The 23,321-nt window shown below is 50.4% G+C and carries 14 protein-coding genes and 1 pseudogene; 11 read left to right on the top strand and 4 right to left on the bottom strand.

Annotation, left to right across the window (positions count from 1 at the left end; all coding sequences use genetic code 11):
- Positions 1-83: 83 nt before the first annotated feature.
- The 5 genes from LDN30_RS14770 to LDN30_RS14750 all read left to right on the top strand — a co-directional run bounded on the left by LDN30_RS14770 (position 84) and on the right by LDN30_RS14750 (position 10,573).
- The gene (locus tag LDN30_RS14770) at positions 84-3,080 is read left to right on the top strand and encodes an FAD-binding and (Fe-S)-binding domain-containing protein (RefSeq protein ID WP_223930071.1); all 2,997 of its coding nucleotides are present in this window, start codon (positions 84-86) and stop codon (positions 3,078-3,080) included.
- Positions 3,081-3,095: 15 nt separating this feature from the next.
- Complete coding sequence (gene buk, locus LDN30_RS14765; protein WP_223930069.1) at positions 3,096-4,142, top strand: butyrate kinase; 1,047 nt, start codon at positions 3,096-3,098, stop codon at positions 4,140-4,142.
- A 104-nt stretch (positions 4,143-4,246) separates the two neighbouring features.
- Positions 4,247-5,716 (top strand): C69 family dipeptidase, encoded by a 1,470-nt coding sequence (locus LDN30_RS14760; protein ID WP_223930068.1) that lies wholly within the window; start codon positions 4,247-4,249, stop codon positions 5,714-5,716.
- 625 nt (positions 5,717-6,341) lie between these two features.
- Positions 6,342-9,158, top strand: coding sequence for a calcium-translocating P-type ATPase, PMCA-type (locus LDN30_RS14755; protein WP_223930066.1), 2,817 nt, complete (start codon positions 6,342-6,344; stop codon positions 9,156-9,158).
- A 23-nt stretch (positions 9,159-9,181) separates the two neighbouring features.
- Positions 9,182-10,573, top strand: coding sequence for a peptide-N-glycosidase F-related protein (locus tag LDN30_RS14750; RefSeq protein ID WP_223930064.1), 1,392 nt, complete (start codon positions 9,182-9,184; stop codon positions 10,571-10,573).
- 600 nt (positions 10,574-11,173) lie between these two features.
- Here LDN30_RS14750 and LDN30_RS14745 read toward each other — a convergent pair.
- The gene (locus tag LDN30_RS14745; RefSeq protein WP_223930063.1) at positions 11,174-12,073 is read right to left on the bottom strand and encodes a glycosyltransferase family 2 protein; all 900 of its coding nucleotides are present in this window, start codon (positions 12,071-12,073) and stop codon (positions 11,174-11,176) included.
- Between the two features lie 113 nt (positions 12,074-12,186).
- On the opposite strand from LDN30_RS14745, the gene LDN30_RS14740 reads away from it, so the two are divergent.
- Positions 12,187-14,787 carry a M6 family metalloprotease domain-containing protein gene (locus LDN30_RS14740; RefSeq protein WP_223930061.1) on the top strand — a complete coding sequence of 867 codons (2,601 nt, stop codon included), beginning with the start codon at positions 12,187-12,189 and terminating at the stop codon, positions 14,785-14,787.
- 211 nt (positions 14,788-14,998) lie between these two features.
- Here LDN30_RS14740 and LDN30_RS14735 read toward each other — a convergent pair whose 3' ends face one another.
- On the bottom strand, positions 14,999-15,616 hold the full coding sequence (locus LDN30_RS14735; RefSeq protein ID WP_223927004.1) for a hypothetical protein: 618 nt from the start codon (positions 15,614-15,616) through the stop codon (positions 14,999-15,001).
- Between the two features lie 273 nt (positions 15,617-15,889).
- Here LDN30_RS14735 and LDN30_RS14730 point away from each other — a divergent pair, with 273 nt between their 5' ends.
- Both LDN30_RS14730 and LDN30_RS14725 read left to right on the top strand, forming a co-directional pair.
- Positions 15,890-16,171 (top strand): DUF1905 domain-containing protein, encoded by a 282-nt coding sequence (locus LDN30_RS14730; protein WP_223927003.1) that lies wholly within the window; start codon positions 15,890-15,892, stop codon positions 16,169-16,171.
- A 50-nt stretch (positions 16,172-16,221) separates the two neighbouring features.
- Positions 16,222-16,616 (top strand): annotated as a pseudogene (locus tag LDN30_RS14725) (hypothetical protein); the annotation flags it as partial.
- Between the two features lie 1,251 nt (positions 16,617-17,867).
- On the opposite strand, the gene imm40 reads toward LDN30_RS14725, so the two are convergent.
- Both imm40 and LDN30_RS14715 read right to left on the bottom strand, forming a co-directional pair.
- On the bottom strand, positions 17,868-18,212 hold the full coding sequence (gene imm40, locus LDN30_RS14720; RefSeq protein WP_223927002.1) for an Imm40 family immunity protein: 345 nt from the start codon (positions 18,210-18,212) through the stop codon (positions 17,868-17,870).
- 110 nt (positions 18,213-18,322) lie between these two features.
- Positions 18,323-18,907 carry a hypothetical protein gene (locus tag LDN30_RS14715; protein ID WP_223927001.1) on the bottom strand — a complete coding sequence of 195 codons (585 nt, stop codon included), beginning with the start codon at positions 18,905-18,907 and terminating at the stop codon, positions 18,323-18,325.
- 315 nt (positions 18,908-19,222) lie between these two features.
- On the opposite strand from LDN30_RS14715, the gene LDN30_RS14710 reads away from it, so the two are divergent.
- The 3 genes from LDN30_RS14710 to LDN30_RS14700 all read left to right on the top strand — a co-directional run bounded on the left by LDN30_RS14710 (position 19,223) and on the right by LDN30_RS14700 (position 23,254).
- The gene (locus LDN30_RS14710) at positions 19,223-19,504 is read left to right on the top strand and encodes an Hsp20/alpha crystallin family protein (RefSeq protein WP_223927000.1); all 282 of its coding nucleotides are present in this window, start codon (positions 19,223-19,225) and stop codon (positions 19,502-19,504) included.
- A 352-nt stretch (positions 19,505-19,856) separates the two neighbouring features.
- Positions 19,857-21,035, top strand: coding sequence for an MFS transporter (locus LDN30_RS14705; RefSeq protein ID WP_223926999.1), 1,179 nt, complete (start codon positions 19,857-19,859; stop codon positions 21,033-21,035).
- Between the two features lie 107 nt (positions 21,036-21,142).
- Positions 21,143-23,254, top strand: a complete 2,112-nt coding sequence (locus LDN30_RS14700) for a prolyl oligopeptidase family serine peptidase (RefSeq protein ID WP_223930059.1) — start codon at positions 21,143-21,145, stop codon at positions 23,252-23,254.
- The last annotated feature ends 67 nt before the right edge of the window (positions 23,255-23,321 follow it).

Below are 23,321 nucleotides of genomic sequence, written 5' to 3'. Positions count from 1 at the left end.
ATAAATTATTCTTCAATCCTTTGGCGTAGTCGCAAGTTTTTTGTAACTTCGCAATCGATATTTAATATTAATGAAATGATACTATGGAGCCAGAACGATACAGCCATTTCATAAGTGAGATAAAGGAGTTCTTGCCGTCGGAGAATATCTACACCGACAGTCTGCGCACACTGGCCTGGGGAACCGATGCCAGTTTTTACCGTATTGTGCCCCGTGTGGTTGTCCGCACCCGGGATGCAGTCGACGTCTCGCGGGTAATGGCCGCCTGCTCCCACAATCATATTCCTTACACATTCCGCGCCGCCGGCACCTCCCTTTCGGGTCAGTCGCTCAGCGATTCGGTGCTTATCGTGGCCGGAAAGAACTGGCGGAAATACGACCTCGGCACTGACGGCAGCGTTGTCACACTGCAGCCGGGACTCATCGGCGCTGAAGTCAACCATCTGCTGAAGCCCTACGGCCGTGTGTTCGGGCCCGACCCGGCATCAGTGGGAGCTGCAATGATTGGCGGCATAGTGGCCAACAATGCATCGGGAATGAACTGTGGAGTACATGCCAACAGCGACCGGCTGCTCGTTTCGGCCGAGATGATTCTCGCCGACGGAACAATTCTTGACACCGGCGACGAGAAAAGCAGGGCTGAGTTCAGGACTTCGCATCCCGATTTTCTGCGTCGAATAGAGGAGCTCCGCGACAGAGTGCGTGCTGACAAGGGTCTCACGGAGAAGATAAAATATAAATACAGCATTAAAAATGTTACCGGACTGAATATCCGTCCTCTCGTTGCCTACGACGATCCGTTCGACATCATTGCCCATTCACTGGTCGGCAGCGAGGGCACACTGGCCTTCATCTCGTCGGTAAGGATGCGCACTCTCGGCGATTATCCGTTCAAGGCAACGGCAATGGTCTACTTCACGACGATGAAGGAGAGCTGCAATGCCGTCGTGGCCCTGAAAAAGCTGCACGCAACGGGCGACGATATGGAGCGCACGGGTGAGGACCTGATGGTGAAAAGTGCCGAAATGCTCGACTATATGTCGTTGGCTTCGGTTGGCGATCCGGTCTTTGAGCAATATAAGAAGGATGTCGATGCAGGACTGATTGACGGTGTAAGTCCGGGCGATTACCACAATCTGACGGCACTGCTGACAGAGACCAAGGCTGCAACCGAGGCCGGTTTGAGCACGAGGGTGAAAGCCGTCAGCGACTGCCTCAGCAGTTTCTCGCTCTACCGGCCGGTGTCTTTCACCACCGACGCTACCGAACAGTCGCGGCTGTGGGCCATGCGCTCAGGTATTTTCCCGAGCGTTGGCGGTATGCGGCCTACCGGAACGAGCTGTCTCATAGAGGATATAGCCTTCCACGTTGAGGACCTCCCTGAGGCGACCGTCAAGCTCCAGAAACTCATTGCCGACCATGGCTATCACGATGCGTGCATCTATGGTCATGCATTTGAGGGCAACTACCATTTCATTCTGAATCAGAGCTTTGCAAGTGAGAAAGAGGTTGAACGCTACTCCGAGATGATGCATGACGTAGCCAGACTCGTTACCGAATATGGAGGCTCACTGAAAGCCGAGCATGGCACGGGCCGCAACATGGCTCCTTTCGTAGGCAGGGAGTGGGGCGACGATGCCATGAAGGTCATGCACGAGTTGAAGGACATCTTCGATCCCGAAGGCCTCATCAATCCGGGAGTAATCTTCAACGACGATCCTGAGTGCTTCATCCACAATCTCAAGCCCCTGCCAGTACTTACGTTCGACTATTCGCGCCTCGACAGTCTGCCGCCGACAATCTCAGCCAAGGAGATGATTGAAGGGGCAAAGCGGGCCAACAAATGCATCGAGTGCGGATTCTGCGAGTCCCACTGTGTCAGTTGTGGCTTCACTCTCAGTTCCCGACAGCGCATAGCATCGATGCGAACGATACTCGCCCTGCGCGACAGCGGCAACGACAAGGCCCTTCTCGACGAGCTGACCGGCGAATATAAGTATCTCGGTGAGCAGACATGTGTTACCGACGGCCTCTGTTCGACATCGTGTCCTATGAAGATCAACACCGGCGATATGACCCATCTCATCCGGCAGATAGGGATGATGGACCACAAGCAGCTATATAAAATAGGTGAATTCGGCGCCAACCACATGGCAGGAATAAAGAAGTGCCTGCGCGGGGTGCTGAAGACGGCTGCCTTGGGACACACAGTTCTCGGCACATCAGCGATGACACGGGTATGCGAAGGACTCAACAAAGCCGGACTGCCACTGTGGACCCCGGCCATGCCACACAGCCGCCGACAGCCTACGGAGAAGATTCTCGCTAATCAAAACGCTGCCACCGACAGTGAGGAAATCCCGACAGTAGTCTACTTCCCGTCGTGTATCAACCAGACCATGGGGCTGCCCCGCAACACCAACAGCAAGCGGCCGCTTGTCGAAGAGACGGTGTCGCTGCTGCAAAAGGCCGGGTTCAGGGTTGTCTTTCCAAAGGGAATGGAACGGATGTGCTGCGGTCAGATATGGGAAAGCAAAGGAATGATCGACATTGCCGACCGCAAAAGCAAGGAGCTCGAGGCCGCTCTCTACGAAGCCTCTGCCCACGGCAAGTATCCCGTTCTCTGCGACCAGAGTCCCTGTCTGCACCGGATGAAGAAAGTTATGAGCAGCGTGAGCCTCTACGGGCCGGTGGAATTTATCCTTACTTTCCTCAAGGACAGACTATTATGGCATAAGACCGACCGCCGCATAGCCATCCATCTGACATGCTCGACGCGCGAACTCGGTGTCGCCGACGACTTCATCCGCCTCGCCCACATGTGCTCATCATCCGTCCTCGTGCCCGAAGGCATCGGCTGCTGCGCCTTCGCCGGCGACCGCGGATTCACCTACCCCGAGGAGAACCGCTACGCTCTGCGCGACCTCCGGCGCCAGGTTACCGACTTCGGTGCCACCGAAGGCTACAGCAACAGCCGCACGTGTGAGATTGGACTTGCGGCCAATTCCGGCATAACATACCGCAGCATAGTGTATCTTGTCAACGAATGTACCGAACCAAAGCATACAAACAACATATAATTTCAGACTACCTACATGCATCGCATATTAGTGATTAATCCAGGGTCGACATCGACCAAGATTGCCGTTTACGAAGATTCGAAACAGATTTTCGAGAGTGACATACGCCATACACCCGAGCAACTCGCTCAGTTTCAAGGAGTTTGGGACCAGGAGCCCTTCCGTCTTCAAGTGGTCATCGACGAGCTCAACAAGCACAATATTCCCATGCAGCTCGATGCTGTCGTCGGCCGTGGTGACCTTTCGCATCCTGTGCAGAGCGGAACCTATGAGGTTACCGACGACATGATAGCCGCCGCCCGCAACGCGCACCACGTTCATGCTTGCGATATCGGGGGCGCGCTGGCCCGCGACATTGCCGGACGCGTGATGCCATGTCGGGCTTTCATCACCGACCCCGGCACCGTCGACGAGCTTGCACCGGAGGCTCACATCTGCGGATTTCCCGATTTCGACCGCAATCCTATATGGCATGCCCTGAACCAGAAGGCCATTGCACGTCGCTACGCCAAGGAGCAGGGAACGAGATATGAGGATCTCAGACTCATCATCTGCCATCTCGGCGGAGGCATTTCCATCGCTGCCCACGACCACGGCAGGGCTATCGACGCCAACAACGCCCTCGACGGCGAGGGCCCTTTCTCGCCGGAGCGCTCGGGATCGCTGCCCGTAGGTGCCCTCGTCCATCTGTGTTTCAGTGGGAAGATGACCGAGAAGGAGATTATGAACCGCATTGCCGGCGACGGAGGAATGAAGGCTTTTCTCGGCACCAACGACATGAGGGAGGTGGAACAGCGCATCGCTGACGGCGACAAGAAGGCAAAACTCATTGCCGACGCCATGATATGGCACACCGCCAAGTGGATAGCGGCCGAAGGAGCTGTGCTCTGCGGCAATGTCGACGCGATTCTGATAACGGGTGGAATGGCCCATTCGAAATACATCATCGACGGACTGAAGAAGCGCATTTCGTTCCTTGCGCCCGTGAACGTCTACCCCGGACAGGACGAGATGTTGGCTATGGCCCAGAACGCCCTACGAGAGCTCGAAGCCGAAGAGTAGTTCCGAATGACAAGCAACGTCATCAGCAAGACGAAAAATAATCATTTTCAGACAGTTACGACATAACAACAGAACACAAAATTCAAACAAAATAAATTATGGACATGAGTAAAAATCTCAAAAACAAAAATGATGTCACACCTCTAAGCAAGGAGGCACAACCGAAGTCGGAGTGCACAACAATTATCGTTGGAGAGAATCAGACCGCTGACGGTTCACATATCTTCGCCCGTTCGGAGGACTTTGACGCTCTCCGCACTAAGAACTTCATCGTAAAGAAAGACACAGCCAATGGCCCGGAGGAATTCATTGCCGCCGACAGTCCCTTCCACTGCAAACTGCCGAAGGAGGCACTGGGCTACACCGGACTTCCCGACTATCAGTACCACGAGGAATGGGGAAGCGCCGGATGGAATACAGCCGGTGTGGGTGAGAGCTCTACCGAGACCATCTTCTCGTCGCCCGAGGCCCTGAAAGCCGACCCCTACGTTGCCGACGGACTATCGGAGTGCTGCACCTACAACACCGTACTGCCCTACATCAAGACAGCCCGCGAGGGCGTGGAGCGGCTCGGCGCGATGATTGAGAAATACGGCTCGGCAGAAGGTTTCGGCATCGGATTCATCGACTCGAAGGAGACATGGTATCTCGAGAATGCCGGAGGACACCGCTGGCTGGCCTGCCGCATGCCTGCCGACAAGTATTTCGTCACCGGAAACCAGAGCCGTTTCCGCCACTACGACCCCAACGACAAGGAGAACTTCATGGCATCAGCCGACCTCATTGAGTTCGCCGCAAAGAACGGACTCTACGACCCTGCCAAGGGAGAGTTCGACTTCCACGAGGCTTACTCCAAGGACGACATAGCCGACACTACCTACAACTACCCGCGTGTATGGGGACTCCAGGGCATCTTCTCGCCCGACATCAAGAACGATGTGACGAAGAACACATTCCCGGTCTTTGCTGAGACCGACCATAAGATAAGCATCGCCGACCTCCGCCGCGCCTTCCGCTTCCACTACGACGGCACTGACCATGACCCATATCTCCACAACAACGGCAAGGAGCCTTACCGTCCGGTAAGCATCTTCCGCACAACGCAGACCCATATTCTGCAGAACCGTCCGTGGCTGCCTAAGGAGATAGGATGTCTCACATACGTGGCTGAGGGCATGGCCGACCTCGGAGTATTCCTTCCTCTGTATCAGGGCGTTACCGATTTCCCGAAACCTTACTTCGTCGGCGACGACAAATGCTCCGACGATTCAGCTTATTGGACATTCCGTAAGGTGATGGCTCTCGGCATGGTCAACTACAACGCTTATGCACCAATAATCAAGGAGACTTACGCAGCCCTCGAGAAGGAGAACGACCAGCGCCAGAAGGAAATGGAGGACGAATATGTAGCACTCGTCAAAGCCGGCAGGCCAATGGCTGCCCACGACCTTCTGCAGGCCTTCTCCGACCGCACTCTTAGTCACGCCCTCGCAGTTGCCCACGACCTTGAGAACAGACTCTTCACTCGTATGACCGCAGATATTCAGAAGGAATATATGTTCCACGGAGCATAAATCTACCCATCCGCGACGAGCGATGAGCCGCAATAAAATGCAATAGAACAGCTATCGCACAATTTCTTTACATGGACTCCACAATGGAATCCATCCGCAGCCTTGCCTGCAGCGTTCACGTTGCAGGCAAGGTTTTTTCATTTTGGCACGAAAATATCATCTCCTCACGAAAGCAATTTATCTTCTCAAGATGAATGAAACAATCGTAAATCCAACGAAATTGATAGACAATGAAATGTAAAAGTATTTCATCTCGCATACGCTTCTATCCCGCCTTTGTTACTATCTGATTATCAGCAATTTACAATTTATGCCATTTTGCGTTCTGAAACGGACCGTTTTAGAACGCAAAACGGACCGTTTCGGACGATGAAACGGGCCGTTTCGCAAGCCCAAACGGCACATATCGGAATGCTGTAAATATATTTCACATATTTTGAACGGTTGTAATCATGCTTGGATAACATCTCCATGCGAAAAAGATTAACCAACTTTACAGTTACATTCAGGTTGCTTTTGGATTTCATTGTGTCGCAGCAATTCAATCTTTTAGCCTTTGCAATGTCAGTTTTGGAAAATTATTGGTAACTTTGCAAACAAAAGAGAGAAACATAGAAGAATTTATATGCAAAACAAGAGAAGGTCATTCCTGCACCAGTGTCTTTTCGACGATTCCGAACAAGTAGCGAAAGGACAGGGCAAGAACATCATCCCGCCACCAGAGCGTGAGTCGAAATGGAAACAATATAAGGAGAAATTCAAGGACCCGCTGATCATTGTCCTTGAGGTAGTATTCTGCTTTGCCGTCATCGTGGCTATCTACGAGGCCACCGTCGGCGGCAAGGGCATGGAGGCATTCCTCGATCTCATCGGCATTCCCGTTGCCATTCTGCTGGCTACCACCGTCGGTTTCTTCTTCGAGATGAAAGCCGGCAAGGAGTTCGACATCCTCATCACCGAGAAAGACAAGCGTCCCGTGAAAGTGTACCGCCGCTACAAGAGCGACGGCAAGGAGACAATAAAACTGCGCGAGGTGAAACGTCAGAACGTCTGCTTAGGCGATTACATCTACCTCGAGAGTGGCGATGAGGTGCCTGCCGACGGCGAACTCTGCGAGTCGAACTCGCTGCTCGTCGACGAATCGAACTTCACAGGTGAACAATTTGCCCGCAAGTCGGCGTACGAACAGGACTTCGATGCTGAGGCCACATTCCCGACCAATAAAGTGCTGCGTGGCTCAACGGTCATCGACGGCAACGGCATCTTCCGCGTCACGGCCATCGGCATGGACACCGTCGAGGGCAAGGGAGCCGCCAAGACGCAGGAAGGCAGCGATGTCGATACCCCGCTCAACAAGCAGCTCAAGTCGCTCGGCTCCGTAATATCGAAAGCCAGTTTCGCCATTGCCATCCTCATCGTGGCCGGACGGCTGCTCTACTATTTCTTTTTCGACGGTAATGCAGCCAACAACCACGACATTGTAGACATCATCGAGTTCACTCTGAACTCCATAATGCTCGCTGTGACCCTCATCGTCGTTGCCGTGCCGGAGGGACTGCCAATGAGTGTCACCATCAGTCTGGCCCTGAGCATGCGCAAGATGCTCAAGGAGAACAACCTCGTCCGCAAGCTCCACGCCTGCGAGACTATGGGCGCAGCCACCGTCATCTGCACCGACAAAACCGGAACGCTGACGCAGAACAAGATGACCGTCACCAACCGCGACTTCTACGGCGACGATGCCGAGAAGAGAATAGAGCTGAATATTGCCCTGAACTCTACAGCCGAAATATCCCTCGACGACAACGGCAAGGAGAAAGCTCTCGGCAATCCGACGGAGGGAGCGCTTCTCTTCTGGCTCAGGGACAAGGGCATCGACTACGACAAGGTGCGCCACGAATACAGCGCCGACAACGTGCAGCCTTTCTCTACCGAGCGGAAATATATGGAATCGGAGTTCACTGCCAAGACACCGGACCCCGACGGCACTGCGCCGTTGCACATGCGGTTCATTAAAGGAGCACCAGAGGTGGTCCTCGCTATGTCGGAAGATATTGGCAACGGCACGACAAAAGACCATATCGAGACCATGCTCAAGGAGTACCAGCAACGTGCCATGCGCACACTGGCTTTCGCCTCGCAGCGTGAGGTTGACGGCAAGTGGACACCGCTGACCTTCGACGGCATCGTCGGCATCGCCGACCCCGTGCGCAAGGATGTCAAGGCAGCTATCAGCGACTGTACCCGCCGTGCAGGAGTAAGAGTCATCATCGTCACCGGCGACAACCTCACGACAGCCAATGAGATTGGCCGACAGGTGGGACTCCTTGCCGACGACGAGAAACCGCAAACCATTACAGGCCAGGAGTTTGAGGCCATGGACGACGCTGAGGCCTCCCGGCTTGTGAGCAATCCCGACTTCAAGATTATCTCCCGCGCGCGTCCCGACGACAAGGCGCGGCTCGTCACGCTCCTACAGAAGCAGGACGAAGTCGTGGCGGTCACCGGCGACGGCACCAACGACGCACCGGCTCTGAGCAAGGCGCAGGTGGGACTCTCTATGGGAGCGGGAACGGCGCGCGCCAAGGAGGCCAGCGACATAACCATCATCGACAACTCTTTCTCAAGCATTGTCAGGGCAATCATCTGGGGACGCTCGCTGTATCTCAACATCCAGCGGTTCATACTCTTCCAGATGACAATCAATATCTGTGCTTGTCTCATCGTACTCGTGGGAGCCTTCACGGGCACCGACTCACCGCTCACCGTCACCCAGATGCTGTGGGTGAACCTCATCATGGATACTTTTGCAGCTGGAGCACTCTCGTCGCTGCCCGCCGACGAGGAGGTCCTCGACAAGAAACCGCGCAACCCGAACGCTTTCATCATCGACCGGAAGATGCTGTCGCGAATAGTAGGAGTCGGACTGGTTTTCTTCGTCATCCTCTTCGGACTATGGCAGCTGCTGTGGCATCATGATGTTACGCCGTCCGAGGGCTTCGTGAGCCTCTTCTCGGCCGACGCACTGAAGAGTGCCGTAGGGCAGTATCTCGACTTCTCGAAAGCGAAACCGCACATCTCAGCCTACGAGATGGGAATATTCTTCTCGTTCTTCGTCTTCATGCAGTTCTGGAACCTCTTCAACGCCAAGTACTTCCGTACTGGGCGCAGTCTGCTCCAGGATCTCGTCGACATCTTCCGCAACCGGCAGGCCGTGGCCAAATCCTACAGCAAGGGATTCGTCGGCGTAATGCTCATCATCTCCATTGGCCAGATTGTCCTCGTCAATCTCGACGGGGTGATGTTCAATGTCGCGCCGCTGACGGCATCCGACTGGGTGTACATCATCATCGCCACGTCGCCGATAGCGTTTGTTCCCGACATCATCAGGACCATTCAGAACATCATTTCCCGTCCGAAAAGAAAGGAAACTTCAAAATAACACAAACATTAATACAAATCACTATGTTAAAAAAATTACTATTTTTTGTGTTCCTCCTCGTTCCATTGACGATGGCCGCCGAGGACAACGACACGGTGAAGTTCAAGCTTTTCGATGCCGTCACGTTCTATGACGGCTATCTCTACTCGAAGAATCCCGACAGTCTCGTCAACGACGGCGTTCTCCGCCACTCCACATCGCTATATGCCGTCCCGCTCAACGATTCTATCCTCAACAACATCGGCGACAGCGTGTGGCTGAAGGTCTACGTTCAGGCCTGCTGCGACAACTACGACCGCATCGGCAACATCAACCTCGCATTTGTTCCCAAGGGCAGCACAACGTACATTGCCGACAGCGTCAGCCGCATTGAACTCGGCCGCTTCATAACTCCTTTCATGGACAAGAACAAGAAGCCCGATACAGTGCCATACGCCTATCGGGTCGACTACCTGAGTCAGATTCTCCGCGACGACAGCATCAGAAGCAAGTACGACCTGTGGATGGAGTTCGAGCTCTTCGGCGTTCCCTATGCCGCCAACCAGGAAATTACGGGCTGCGCGGGACGCTCCGACGTATTCAAAGGCACCCTCATCCTCGAGACGTCAAAGCCCGCACGACCACTCATCGGCACCGATGTGCTCATACCGATAGCAATGAAGCATCTCGCCGACCGACAGAACAACCTCAACAACTATAATGTCAACGCCACCGACACCATCGGCAAGACAACGAAGACGTGGACATTCACCGTCTCGCGCGATGTTACTGACGCACAGTTCGTTGTCGTCACGTCGAACCACGGAGCCAACAGTGGCGGCGAGGAGTACAACCGCCGCTGGCACTACATCTACTACGACGGCGACCTCGTGCTCAGCTATCGTCCGGGGCGCAAGAGCTGTGAGCCCTTCCGGCAGTACAACACCCAGGCCAACGGCATCTACGGCCGCGGAAAGCGCAGCGACTGGGTGTGGCAGTCGTTCAGCAACTGGTGCCCTGGCGATGTCATCGATAACCGCATCATCAGTCTCGGAGCCGTGAGCGCTGGAACACACACCATCCGCATCTCTGTTCCCGACGCGCAGTTCGTGGGGCAGCAGGGCGACATTCCGGTGTCAATTTTCTTCCAGGGGCTCACCGAGGGCTCACTGCCCACCGGCATCACGCCCCTGCGCGCCGACGGCACACCGGTACCGTCGAAACCGGAAGTCGACATGAAGGTCAGCGGATCGCACATCACTCTCACGAGCACTCATAAAATCTACGACGTGTCGGTTTACGATGTCAACGGCAAGCGGCTGCACAGTCAGGAGGGCACCCAGCCCATCGACATCAGCAGTCTGCCTCATGGAGTATATCTCGTCAATGCCGAAATGGACAACGGCTTCGTCGAGGTACACAAGATTCTGAAATAGAACCATCAGCCGCAGCGCAAGCAATAAGCCTGACAGCAATAAAAACATAGCGCGAAACGTGCATAATCACATCATCGTGGAATTATGCACGCTACGCGCTTTTATTCTTTATTCGGGATAGAATATGCTCCCACGCAAGATGAAACTATAAACGTTTCGATGTGATTCTGCTGAAATATCGGGTTGAAAGCAAGGAGGAACAAGATGAATAAAACTAAAAACGGTTGCAGAGAAAACTCCGCAACCGTCAGTGAATAAGTCTAATATATTTTGACCCAATAAGTCAATCAAACCATAATTCGCCACCAACAACTTCATAAGATGGTGTTGTTTGTGTGGTTTCCTCCCTTTCGTAGTCCACGTAAATCTGTGGAAAATCTTTCTTTGTCATTAGATAACCCTTTCTCTTTTTTATTAATATTTCAATCTCACACTGCAAAGATACAATAAAAATATTTATAATGCAAACGTTTTCCCAAAAAATATTACTGATTTAATAGATTTTAATCAATAATTATGAGAAAATTGATTAAAGGCTGCTCTACAGCATACTTTTATCGCTGTCGGCACGATAAATGAATAATTTTTATAGTCTAAGCATCAGCGCATTATCTTCAACAAGTACCCAAGTTTATAGAGATTGAAAACCGTGAGGTTGGGATGGCTGCCAGTCAGATTGTTACGAAACGATGACAAAAACCACTGGAGAAATGTTCTTAATATCCCCTTCATGTGCCATCGCTCCAATTTTTCAACAACGGCCATCAGTCGTGAGTAACCCTCCAATTGTTCCCGGAAACGGCAAAGCGTCGAAAGGCCCTCCTCGGTTTTGCTAACAAAAGAGGCATTGTCCTCGAAAGTACAGAAGCCGATGGGATTGTCGATATGGTCGATGACGATGCCATCGCGGCGCATCTGCTCACCGTAGACAACATCTTCATAGCCGTACTGCCGGAAGTTGATGTCGAGGGGATGGGCCAGGAAGATGCTCCTCGGAATCATGAAGTTGCTCGTGTGGAAGTCGCTGTAGGGATGCTCTCGACGCCGCTGCGCCGTATGGGCCTCACGACACGACCGCTCATAGCGGTAGCGCAGGTTGTCGTCCATGCCGTCCTTTGCGGGGACTTCGTAGCCACCATATATAATATGTGTAGGATTCCAGGCATCGACATACGCAGCAATGAAATCGCGGCGCACCACGGTCATATCGCTGTCGATGAACAGCAGACTGTCGTAAGCGGCTTCTCCGGCAAGGAAATTCCTTATCTGAGCCCGTCCGCAATTCTTTATCCGGCGCACAAAGCGGCAGTTGGGCAGAATACCGATTGTACTGTTCGTTGCAAGGACAGAGCGGTCAGTAGAGCCGTCGTCGGCAACGATAATCTCAAAACAGAAACCTTTGGAGACTCTTTTAAGCTCCTCGCATTGCGTGAGCAAGTCGCCGACAAGCTGCCGGCACTCGTCGTTATAGGTGGGTATGAGTATTGATAATCCGTTCATTTGATTACAAAAATACGATTTTTCTTGTATTCGTAACTATTAATCAGCTCTTTTTTTCGCAAATCAAACAATTTAGACTAACTTTGCATCCGAAATTACATTATTTATAATTTATGAAGCGACTACTTCTTGCTGCAGTATTGCTTTTTACAACTGCAACCCTTGCTCTTGCCATCCCCGCCAAACGTTTCTGGCGCACTGTCGTCCAGCCCGACGGCACAGAGCTGAAGCTGATGCTCGTCGGCGACGAGCGTCTGCACTACTTCATCACTGAGGACACAGTGCCGGTCCTCGAGTACAAAAACGCATACTATTATGCCGACGGCATTGGTTTCGGCATGACACGTTCTAACACCCTCGCCCACAACGCTGGCCAGCGTACGGCATCGGAGGCGAAGATGGCACGGGCGGTATCGGCGAAACGAATCGAACAGCTGCGACCCATCACCATGCAGAAGCTCTTCCGCCCCACACGGCCGCTCATGCGCCGCGCCGACAGCAACGGGCCGTTCTACTCGTCCGACCACCGCTCCATCACCGGACAGCACAAGAGTATCGTCATCCTCTGCGAATTCCCTAACAAGAAGTTCGCTGCCGGACACGACTCTACATACTACTGGAATATGGTCAACGAGGAGGGATACACCAACGAGGAGGGGGCTATCGGCTCCATCCACGACTACTTCAAGGATCAGAGCCACGGGCTACTCGACCTGACATTCGATGTCGTAGGACCTATCGAGATGGACTATAACTACAGCCACTACGGTTCGGGAATGTCGCTCGACACACAGACCGGTGACAACGGATGGGAGTTCGCTTATGAGGCCCTCAACAAGGTCGACAGCCTCTACCCTAACCTCAACTGGGCCGACTACGACTGGGACGGCGACGGCGAGGTGGAGAACCTCTACCTCATCTATGCCGGATACGGACAGGCCACAGGTGGCAGCTCCAGCACGCTGTGGCCGGCGCAGACCAATTTCGACGACTACAACAGCTTCGCTGCATACTACGGCTATCCACAGTACAACGTCAACTTCGACGGCGTGAAAATCAATACCTTCGCCTATGGTAACGAGCTCTACGGAAGCAGCAGCTACAACAGCAAGCCGCAGGGAATGGGTACGATGACTCATGAGTTCTCACACTGCCTCGGATTCCCCGACCTCTACAACACCGATTACACCAGCTCGGCTGATATGGGCAACTGGTCGATACTTGCTGCCGGTTCCTACGGCGGACCACAGGGAATAGGATGGGTGCCGGTGGGATATACAGCCTACGAGAAATGGGCTGCCGGATGGATCGACTACAAGGAGTTCGGTGCTATGAACGACACCATCGACAGCATGAAGTCGACATACAACGGAGGCAACGCATACGTCATCTACAACGACAGGATGCTAAAGAACGCCGACCCGAAGAAACTCGAATACTTCGTCCTCGAAAACCGCACACAGAACCGATGGGACACCTATATCCCCGCTCAGGGACTCGAAGTACTCCACGTCAACTACGACGAGGACCTCTGGAATAACAATAACGTCAACAACGGCTCCAACGGACATTCAAATGTCGTCCTCGTCCCTGCCGACAACAGCAACAGCTCCTACAACGAGCGCTACGACCTCTGGCCATACAACAAGAAGGACAGCATCACACCGAACAGCACTCCTAAGCTGAACTTCTACAACAATCAGCTCGACGGTACAAAGACTTTCGCTAAGAAAATCGTACAGATTAAGTGGCATGCTGCCGACTCCACAGTGTCGTTCATCTTCAATCCTGTCGACACCATGCTGACACCGGCACCGACAGTAGAAGCCAAGCCGATAGCCGCCACAGCCAACTCGGGCAGCACGCGCTACTTCGCCGACTCTACCACCGTCACCCTCACAGCGCCCTTAGGATTCATCCGCTATTCCACCGACAGCGTGAACTGGAAGGACTACACCGAGCCGTTCACAATAAAGGACGACTCGACAACGCTCTATACCTACGCATGGCGCGAGGCCCACGACACATCGAGCGTCGTACAGGTGCTCTTCGTCAAGCAGAAACGTCTCGACCCGCCGGTAATCAGCGGCGACAGCGTATTCGTTGGCTCAACAAAGGTGACTATCACGGCCGACCGCGGACGAGTCTACTATGCCGTCGGCAACTCAACAACTCGTTTCCGACTCTACTCAGTGCCAATCACCGTCAGCTCCACAACCACAGTCAGGGCATTCACACGGTCGACGGAGAATGCTTATCTCAACTCCGACACCACCGTCATGTCGTTCCGGAAGATGGAAGTCTGCGCGGCACCGAAGATTTCCGTCAGCGACGACTCTACATCAATAGTCATCACGACGAATACCGACGGCGGACATATCTGGTTCACCACCGACACGACAAAGGCCTTCACAGAGTATGACAAGCCTATCGACGTCACAACCGTCGACGACTCCATAACCGTCTGGGCATACGTCAGCGCCGAGGGCAAGATCACGTCCGACACCGTCAGCTTCACCTTCGTCGCACCCGAGAAGCAGCCCGATGCCATCAGTGCCATCATCGCCGGTGGACTCACCGGTCGCATAAGCATCTACACCGTCAGCGGTCAACCCGTTGCCACCACCGACCGCATCGAGAGCGTCAGCCTGCGCCCAGGTCTCTACATTGTCCGCGATGAAAAAGGCCGCACGCGCAAGGTGACAGTGAAGTAAACCCACAGTGGCCGGAGCCCCGCTCCCTCACCACGCTACATAACCCAAGCAGGGACCGTACCATCCGGTGCGGTCCCTGCTTCGTTATTCTTCGGTGGCCAGAATCAGCCCTCCCTTATTATAGCTGTCTATAGTCCCTATAACCTATAGCTTCCTATAGCCCCTATAGCTTCCTATAGCCCTATAACTCCCTATGGCTTCCTATGGCTGCCTATTCCCTCCAAGCTATCGGCACATCTCTCAGCTCAATATATCCTCTACATGCGCCATTGCCATCCTCAAAGTCATTGTAGAGAAAGAGCTTTACAAGCTGGAGCTTTTCTGTCTTCTTCGGCACATTGAGAAAGTGCAGACCGTAAGAGCCCAAATCGGCCTTCACGCTGATGCCCTCAGCGACCTTGATACTGTAGGCAGTATTGTCGATGCGGTAAACATTGCCCTCATCGTCGTAGGCTGTCGTCTTGTCGTCGCCGATGTAGTCTATCCTGTCGGTGACCGTCTTAGCCTTCAGTTTCAGGACCACCGACACGTCACCGAAGTTCATGCTCTTGCCAGTGCCGTAGACTTCTACAACCTCCACGTCCAATTTCTTCTCAAATGGATTGTAGAGTGTACCGCCACTGACGATGGCCGTAGCCTGAGCCTTAGGTGCATCATTGCTTTTTGCCGATGGGATTGTGGTGGTAGTCGTCGGGGCAGTCACTTGTTCAACCTTGTTAAGGACTTTCTTGGCTTTCTTGAGAATACCGCCAAGTCCTTGTGCCTGAGTGGGAACCGTGCCAAGCAATAAGAACGCAAGGCTGAGAGAGAATAAATTTCGAGTTTTCATTTCGTTGTATTTTTAATAATGTTCTTACTGTGTTCAGCGCAAAGATAAGCACAACATAACACCAAAGCAATAGCAGAGAATCAATTTTACCTATTGAAAGAAAAAAATACCGTTTGAATCTTTTCTTACGCTTTGACAGTATGCTTAGTTCAAACTATTTTCTGTAACTTTGCATCCGTCTACTGCAAGCTCAACAGCTGACTAACGCCACGATTTGTCGCCAGGCCCCGCGTCTCTGTCGGTGCAGAACATTTACTACAAACAAGCAGAACAATGAATAGATTCGAATTCGATGCAGTTATTGAGCCCGTACCCGACAAGGGCGGGGCATATATCAGGGTGCCGATAGACATCAGGAAGGAGTTTGGCAAGGGTCGAATGAAAGTCCGCGCCACCTTCGACGGCATACCCTACGACGGCAGTATTGTCAATATGGGGGTGAAGAACGCCGACGGTTCCATCTGCTATATCCTCGGCCTGCTAAAATCCATCCGAAACAAACTCCACAAGCAACCCGGCGACACGGTTCACGTGGCAATATCACCGATGCCGTAAATCATCAAACAGCAGAATTACACGGAATTTAGTAATAAATAGACGCACACTTCGTGGAGTCGCAGATTATCTTGCTGACAGCCATCATTTGGTTTTATATGAAAACAGCAAGTATTGCACCTTTCCACATGCCATTGAGCTCCTGAACCGACCCTACGCACGGATATTCCCGATACTCACCTCCTACGATGAGCTTGCCAACTATCTTTCTTCCTTTATGGATGCGTGGGCGGGAGGGGCGCAGGATCAGTTGCAGGGGAAGATTGCGAGTGCTAAGATCCGCTATCACGCATGATTTCATGATAAATCCACCTCTATCTCTACCCGGACGGATAGTCTTATCCCTGCATCAAAAATCAGCAACCTCACACAAGGCATGTTCGTGGGTACTGTGTCCGACAACTTTGATGAACGTATCGACCAAAAGATTTTCCATGCTGAGATAGGCGAGGGTGTTCTTCTCCCTACCACTACCAGCCCCGACGGGGCTGAATCATCAATAACCCCGGACTAAGCGAGCGATAGCGAGTGCAGTCCGGGGAAGAAGGATGCTGACAGCTATACACTCAGTGCCTCGAAGACGCACAATAGCACGGAGTGCGCATCTACGCATTGGTAGTCTAACCTCCTTGAACGAAGAACGGTTGCATAGACAATCACAAATTAAGACCAAAACCATAAAAACCCTGTTGTCAGCGCCAAGGGCTTTCGCCCTTTGCCTGGCAGATCCTCCTCCGTCGGATCTTGGCGCTGACACAAAGGAAAACCTTCAAAACAGACTAACGCGACAGATATTCGGTCTGATGACCGACCGGACGGCCATAAAGGCCGCACCTGCAAGCTGATAGGTGCCGCACATGTAATATATCACTTCACCGCCCAACGTATTGCCTCCGCCTGATGCTCATTACATGTCATGGTGTAGATGCTATAGTTCTTTTCGTTAGTCAGTATTATTTATTAGGCTCATGGAGCAACAAGTGAATACCGATAACAAGTTGTTAAGATAATTCATATTATTTCATCTTTTGCGCCGCCTCTGTACAACATTGATTATCAATGGATTACTAATACATGCCATTCCGTGTTCTAAAACAGCCCGTTTTAGAACGCCAAACGGTCCGTTTCGCAAGCTGAAACGGACCGTTTGGGAAGGCAAAATGACATGTTTGGGAATGGTGTAAAGATTTTTCGGTATTGGTTTGTTGTAGCATTGGCTTTTCCTGTCTGTAAGTATGATAGGGAAAACTCTCTATTATAGATTTATCTCTGCACCCCATAGGATTCACCAAGAAACCTATAGCGTCTTGAAAGTCTGCTATGCTGCTTGTGTTCTGTTGAGCTGCACAATATTTTATGCGCCTTGGCGCAATTTATTTTATGCGCTATGAGCAATTTTATGCCTTGGCAATTTTCGTCATAGGCAGGCTTTAACCCCGTCAGGGTTGGTGTGGGAGTGATGGGGCAGACTGCGAGCTTGCTCGTAAAGGCTGCCCCATCACTCCCACACCATAGCTCCATCGGGAGCTTAAGCCTGCCTATGACTATTTTCCTTGAGTTATGGACCGCTCTAACCAAATATAGATCTGTAGATTACAAATATTGGCCCGCGGGAAATATTCAGTGCGCCATGAATTTTGCTAATGACCAAATTTACAAGCGCACTTATAATTTGTCGAACTTACATTAATTCTAATTAATTTTCTAAGACAAAGGAAAATAAAGGCCTATCACAAGAATGAGTCTTAAAAGTCCTTATGTAAGATTCGGATTTATTGCAACTGTTTTGCACGTATTCGTAATATGACTCATGTGGAGCCCTGTCATAATACCAATTATTATCTGAGTTCTTTATAGTAGAATTATTCATACTATATACATCACCGCCTAATATTGGAATAGCTAAAAGTTTGCATATGTGCACTATTTTAAGTGCTTCTTGGTATGGAAAGGCATAGCCTTCAACACCTAAATTCTTCAAGGAATAATATTCGGAAATATTATTATCTTGAATAATTGGAATTATATCATTCTGCTTCATTTAAAGGACTAAATAATCTATAATTAATATCTCTGTTCGGCTCTTTGATAGACACTATAACTATCTATAGACTTGAAGATTAGAGAGGTCTTTTGAGTGCTACTATAGAGCTACTTAGAATATACTAACTTCTTTTTCTCTTTGTTTGGGAATATGTAGGTGTTGAATTCGTTAATGTTATTTGTAAGTTCTGGCAAATCGCATTTTTTCCACAAATGATCTACATATTGTACAAGGTAACGTTCTGCGGATTTTTCGACAAGCAGAAAATCGGATTGACCAAATAAAAAGTATAATTTATCTGGCTTAATACTATTAACTAATGAAAGCAAGGGATTATCTTTCGATTTAGAATAGCAGTAAGAATTATAGTTTGAATATTTGCCCTCTAATGTGTAGTCCCAATCTGATGTGGTTGCGATAACTTCATCTAAAGTAGCATGATCGAAATCGAGATATGCCTCTATTCGCTTATATTTTGGTACTGCATCGAATTTCATATTCCGATATTCTTTCTTGACAAGCACACGGTATATGGGAAAGCATGCCTTCACAGAATCCTCGGCAAATTCCGGAATGTATTTTTCAGCCTTAACCAGCTCTTTATGAGCGTCATAATCATTTCTTTTAGCTGACTGAGCCCATGAGTTGAATGTTATGCCGGACGATAGCAATAATATTAACAATCTTATCATATAATTTCTAAATTACGCAGCACTATAGTTTAAATTAATTTATAAGTTCCTAAGCAACAAAATGTTGCTCAGAATTTTGCTGTGTCGGAAATCTTACTTAATTTAGTGCTGAAAAATTAATGAATCACCAACACAGAATTGTAAAATTACATATAAAATTCGAGAAACTTACACCTATCGGTAGTTAATATTTAGAATTTAACTCTTATTATATTAAAAGCACATCTCCAACCAGATAATAGGATTCGTGGGTAACACCATTAGCAACGACCCTCTCGTAATCGTCCAGGTGGGTTGCTTTACGCAGAATCTAAGATGGAGCACAAGGACGAGAAGAAGGATGAGAACCGAGGGAGCAGCGAGAGCCATCAAGCTTGCTTGAATGGCAGAGTCGCGAACGAGGACGGCAAAGCCAACAAGAAGGAGCACTACCTCCGCCGTGAGTTCGCCAGTTGCAACTATGAGCAGGCTTTGAGTCTGCCTGAGGATGTCGAGAAAGACAAGATCGGTGCCAAGGTTGAGAACGGTGTTCTTCACATCACGCTTCCTCGTACCGCAAAGGCTGAGAAAGAGACCAAACGCATTGAGGTCGCATAAACTTCACGCACTAGCATAAGACACAAGGGACTTTCCATTATTGGACAAGCCCCTTTTGTGTTATATATACCCATACTACCAAAAATCTTGAATGGATACATATCAACATAATCTCTCCTATGCCGGGTGCATAACTCGATTCAGGCAGTTTCATTAACTTGGAACTGCCTTTTTGGGTAATTCATGTTGCTTTAGGGATTACCATCATATTAAACGATAGAATTCCTCTTTGTAAAACAAATAAATCTTTACGGTATTTACTGCAAGATTTTTCCAATACAAATAAAAGCGTTACTTTTGCATCCACTTTAGGAATGATGACCATAAACTAATGATTGAGCTAAAAGAAAATATGGGAATACCCCGTAGCATTGTCATAGCAATGGCAGTGCTCGCAGGAGTTACGGTTGCTAACCTTTATTACAATCAGCCGTTGCTTGAGATGATAAGCAGCGGTCTTGGCATAAGCCACATCACGGCAAACCTCATAACTGTTATTACACAGGTCGGCTATGCTTTCGGGCTCTTCTTCATTATCCCTTCTGGCGATTTATACAGCCGCAGGCGTATCATTTCGGTCTGCATGACAATGGCAGCCGTCATGTCATTAATCATAGGCCTGGCTAGTAATATATACATCATTTGGGGAGCGTCATTATTGCTTGGAGCATCATCGGTTATTCCGCAGCTCTTCATACCCGTTGCAGGACAGTTCTCACGACCCGAAGACAAGTCGAAGAATATCGGCTATGTTCTTTCTGGTTTGCTAACCGGCATTCTTGCAGCCCGTGTCGTCAGCGGCTTTATCGGCGAATGGCTGTCATGGCGTGCAATGTTCCTCATTGCAGCCGGACTGATGATTATCTGTTGCGGCATAGCCCTGAGAATCTTGCCGGACATGAAGCGCAACTTCACCGGTACATATCCACAGCTGATGCATTCCGTCTGGACAATATTCCGCACTCATCCGAGAATCCGGTTATACAGTGTTCGTGGTGGACTTGCCTTCGGTTCTATGCTGACTATATGGTCATGCATGGCTTTCCACCTTGCAGAACAGCCGTTCTGCGCAGGCAGCGACATGGTCGGGATGCTGGGACTTTGCGGTATGGCAGGAGCAATAGCAGCATCTGACATTGGCAAATATATTCCGAAATATGGAATAAAGAAATTCAGTGGATGCGGTGCAGTCATTCAAATCATTGGCTGGCTCGTGTCCTATTTCTTCGGCTATGGCTACATAGGTCTAATCGTGGCCTTAATCTTAGTTGATATTGGCACACAATTCCAGCAACTCAGCAACCAAAGCGGTTGCATAGCCCAAATACCTGAGGCAAGCAGCCGTGCCAACACCATTTTCATGACCACATACTTCATTGGCGGCAGTCTTGGAACATTCCTTGCCGGACAGGGCTGGGCCGCAATGGGTTGGACCGGTGTCTGCATTGTCGGCGGACTCTTTGCATTCGCAAGTCTTCTCATAACTTTACTCACTAGTAGGATTAATATAGAACTGAAAGTGATCATATAGTCAAGCAATGACCGAACACCATTAAAGGCAGTTTCCGATATAGAAACTGTCTTTTCTCGTTTAAATATAGTAACTTTGCAAACATTGACGAAATCCGATATAATATAATGAATAAGAACTTATTATTTGCCGCAGCAATGGCAATGACAGCAACAACAGCTATGGCACAGAAACTCAAATATCCTGAGGCACCCCACGACAACACCGTCGATACTTACTTCGGTGAGAAGGTAGCCGACCCGTTCCGTCCGCTTGAAGACGACAACAGCGAGGCTACCTCCAAGTGGGTAAAGGAAGAGAATGCGCTCACACGCTCATATCTCGACAAGATGCCGCAGCGCAGCCAGTACCTGAAACGCTTGAAGGAAGTGTCGAACTATGAGAAGGTTTACACACCATTCGAAAAGCATGGCAAGTGGTACGTTTACCGCAACAATGGCTTGCAGAACCAGGCTGTGCTCTATCAGATGGACAAGCTTGGCGGAGAACAGCGTGTGTTCCTTGACCCGAACAAGCTCAGCACAGATGGAACTGTTGCGTTGAAGAGCATTTCGTTCTCTAACGACGGAAAGTACTTAGCTTATGTTATTTCCCGTAACGGCTCCGACTGGGAGGAAATCTATGTCAAGGATGTAGCTACAGGCAAACTGCTCGACGACCATATTGTTTGGGCTAAGTTCACCGATGCAGCATGGCAGGGCGACGGTTTCTACTATAGCGCCTACGATGCACCGGAGCAGGGACATGAGACTTCCGCAAAAAACTCTATTCAGAAAGTTTATTATCATAAGCTCGGCACACCGCAGTCTCAGGACGTGCTCTTCTATCAGAATCCGGCATATCCTCTCCGTTTCTATGGCGTTGGCGTAAACAAGGAAGAGACAATGATGTTCCTCTATGAGTCGGGCATGGATCAGGGACTTAATCTCTATGTCCGTGATCTTCGTCAACCGAACTCGCAGTTCATTCAGATGACCGGTGATGCATCGAAGAACTATTCGCCTATTGAGACCATTGGCGATTCCATCTATCTCTTCACCAATGCCGGAGCCGAGAATAACCGCATCATGGTTGCCGACATTCATCATCCGGGCTATCAGGACTGGAAGGAACTCGTTCCACAGAGTGATGACGTTCTCGACGGAGTAACATTCATCGGTGGCGACAAGTTGGTGCTGACATACACTAAGGACAATATCAGCGAAGCTTTCCTCTATAATATCAATGGTCAGCGACTCAGCGAGATAAAGCTACCGGGTGTAGGCAGTGCATCATTCAGCGGAAAGCGTGAGCGCCCAGAGTGTTTCTACTCTTATACTTCATATACTGTTCCAAACACCATCTATCAGTACGACTACAAGACTGGCAAAAGTACGGTATACAGTCAGCCGAAGGTAAACTTCCGCACATCCGACTATACCAGTGAGATGCAGTTCTACACCAGCAAAGACGGTACACGCATTCCTATCTTCCTGACTTACAAAAAAGGCTTAAAGCGAAACGGAAAGACTCCTGTTCTGATGTATGGCTATGGTGGCTTCAACGTAACCTATCCGCCTTACTTCTCGGCTATGCGTCTGCCGTTCCTTGAGAGTGGCGGCATTTATGCTTATGTCGTTCTCCGTGGCGGTGGCGAATATGGCGAGGCATGGCACCTTGCCGGTACCAAGATGCAGAAGCAGAATGTCTTCGACGACTTTATCTCGGCTGCCGAATGGCTCATCAAGGATAATTATACCGATAAAGACCACCTTGCTATCATGGGTGGCAGCAATGGCGGATTGCTCGTCGGTGCCTGCATGACTCAGCGTCCTGACCTTTACAAGGTCTGCATTCCTGAAGTCGGTGTAATGGACATGCTCCGTTATCATAAGTTCACCATTGGCTGGAACTGGGCTCCAGACTATGGCACATCGGACGACTCAAAGGAGATGTTCGAGTATCTGAAAGGCTATTCTCCACTTCATAATATAAAGAAAGGTGTAAGCTATCCTGCTACGCTCGTAACGACTGCCGACCACGACGACCGTGTTGTTCCGGCTCATTCGTTCAAGTTCGCTGCTACACTACAGCAGGATCAGGCTGGCTCAGCACCTGTCCTTATCCGCATCGATTCGAAAGCCGGGCACGGTGGCGGCAAGCCATTATCGAAGCAGATGGAAGAGAATGCCGACATCTATGGCTTCATCATGTATCAGATGGGTATGAAGGTAAAATAGTATGGATAAGATACAAATCATAAAGATTTGGCGAGCAAGCGTTTAAGCCACTGGGCGGAGTGTATGC

The organism is Prevotella lacticifex (assembly GCF_019973375.1).
GTDB lineage: Bacteria > Bacteroidota > Bacteroidia > Bacteroidales > Bacteroidaceae > Prevotella > Prevotella lacticifex.
The sequence above is the reverse complement of the archived record's forward strand: the minus strand, read 5'-3'. Positions and strand labels throughout refer to the sequence as shown.

Excerpts from the sequence above, each read along its gene's own strand:
- LDN30_RS14770 (WP_223930071.1), top strand. The coding sequence starts at position 84 with ATGGAGCCAGAACGATACAGCCATTTCATAAGTGAGATAAAGGAGTTC.
- buk (WP_223930069.1), top strand. The coding sequence starts at position 3,096 with ATGCATCGCATATTAGTGATTAATCCAGGGTCGACATCGACCAAGATT.
- LDN30_RS14760 (WP_223930068.1), top strand. The coding sequence starts at position 4,247 with ATGAGTAAAAATCTCAAAAACAAAAATGATGTCACACCTCTAAGCAAG.
- LDN30_RS14755 (WP_223930066.1), top strand. The coding sequence starts at position 6,342 with ATGCAAAACAAGAGAAGGTCATTCCTGCACCAGTGTCTTTTCGACGAT.
- LDN30_RS14750 (WP_223930064.1), top strand. The coding sequence starts at position 9,182 with ATGTTAAAAAAATTACTATTTTTTGTGTTCCTCCTCGTTCCATTGACG.
- LDN30_RS14745 (WP_223930063.1), bottom strand. The coding sequence starts at position 12,073 with ATGAACGGATTATCAATACTCATACCCACCTATAACGACGAGTGCCGG.
- LDN30_RS14740 (WP_223930061.1), top strand. The coding sequence starts at position 12,187 with ATGAAGCGACTACTTCTTGCTGCAGTATTGCTTTTTACAACTGCAACC.
- LDN30_RS14735 (WP_223927004.1), bottom strand. The coding sequence starts at position 15,616 with ATGAAAACTCGAAATTTATTCTCTCTCAGCCTTGCGTTCTTATTGCTT.
- LDN30_RS14730 (WP_223927003.1), top strand. The coding sequence starts at position 15,890 with ATGAATAGATTCGAATTCGATGCAGTTATTGAGCCCGTACCCGACAAG.
- imm40 (WP_223927002.1), bottom strand. The coding sequence starts at position 18,212 with ATGAAGCAGAATGATATAATTCCAATTATTCAAGATAATAATATTTCC.
- LDN30_RS14715 (WP_223927001.1), bottom strand. The coding sequence starts at position 18,907 with ATGATAAGATTGTTAATATTATTGCTATCGTCCGGCATAACATTCAAC.
- LDN30_RS14710 (WP_223927000.1), top strand. The coding sequence starts at position 19,223 with ATGGAGCACAAGGACGAGAAGAAGGATGAGAACCGAGGGAGCAGCGAG.
- LDN30_RS14705 (WP_223926999.1), top strand. The coding sequence starts at position 19,857 with ATGGGAATACCCCGTAGCATTGTCATAGCAATGGCAGTGCTCGCAGGA.
- LDN30_RS14700 (WP_223930059.1), top strand. The coding sequence starts at position 21,143 with ATGAATAAGAACTTATTATTTGCCGCAGCAATGGCAATGACAGCAACA.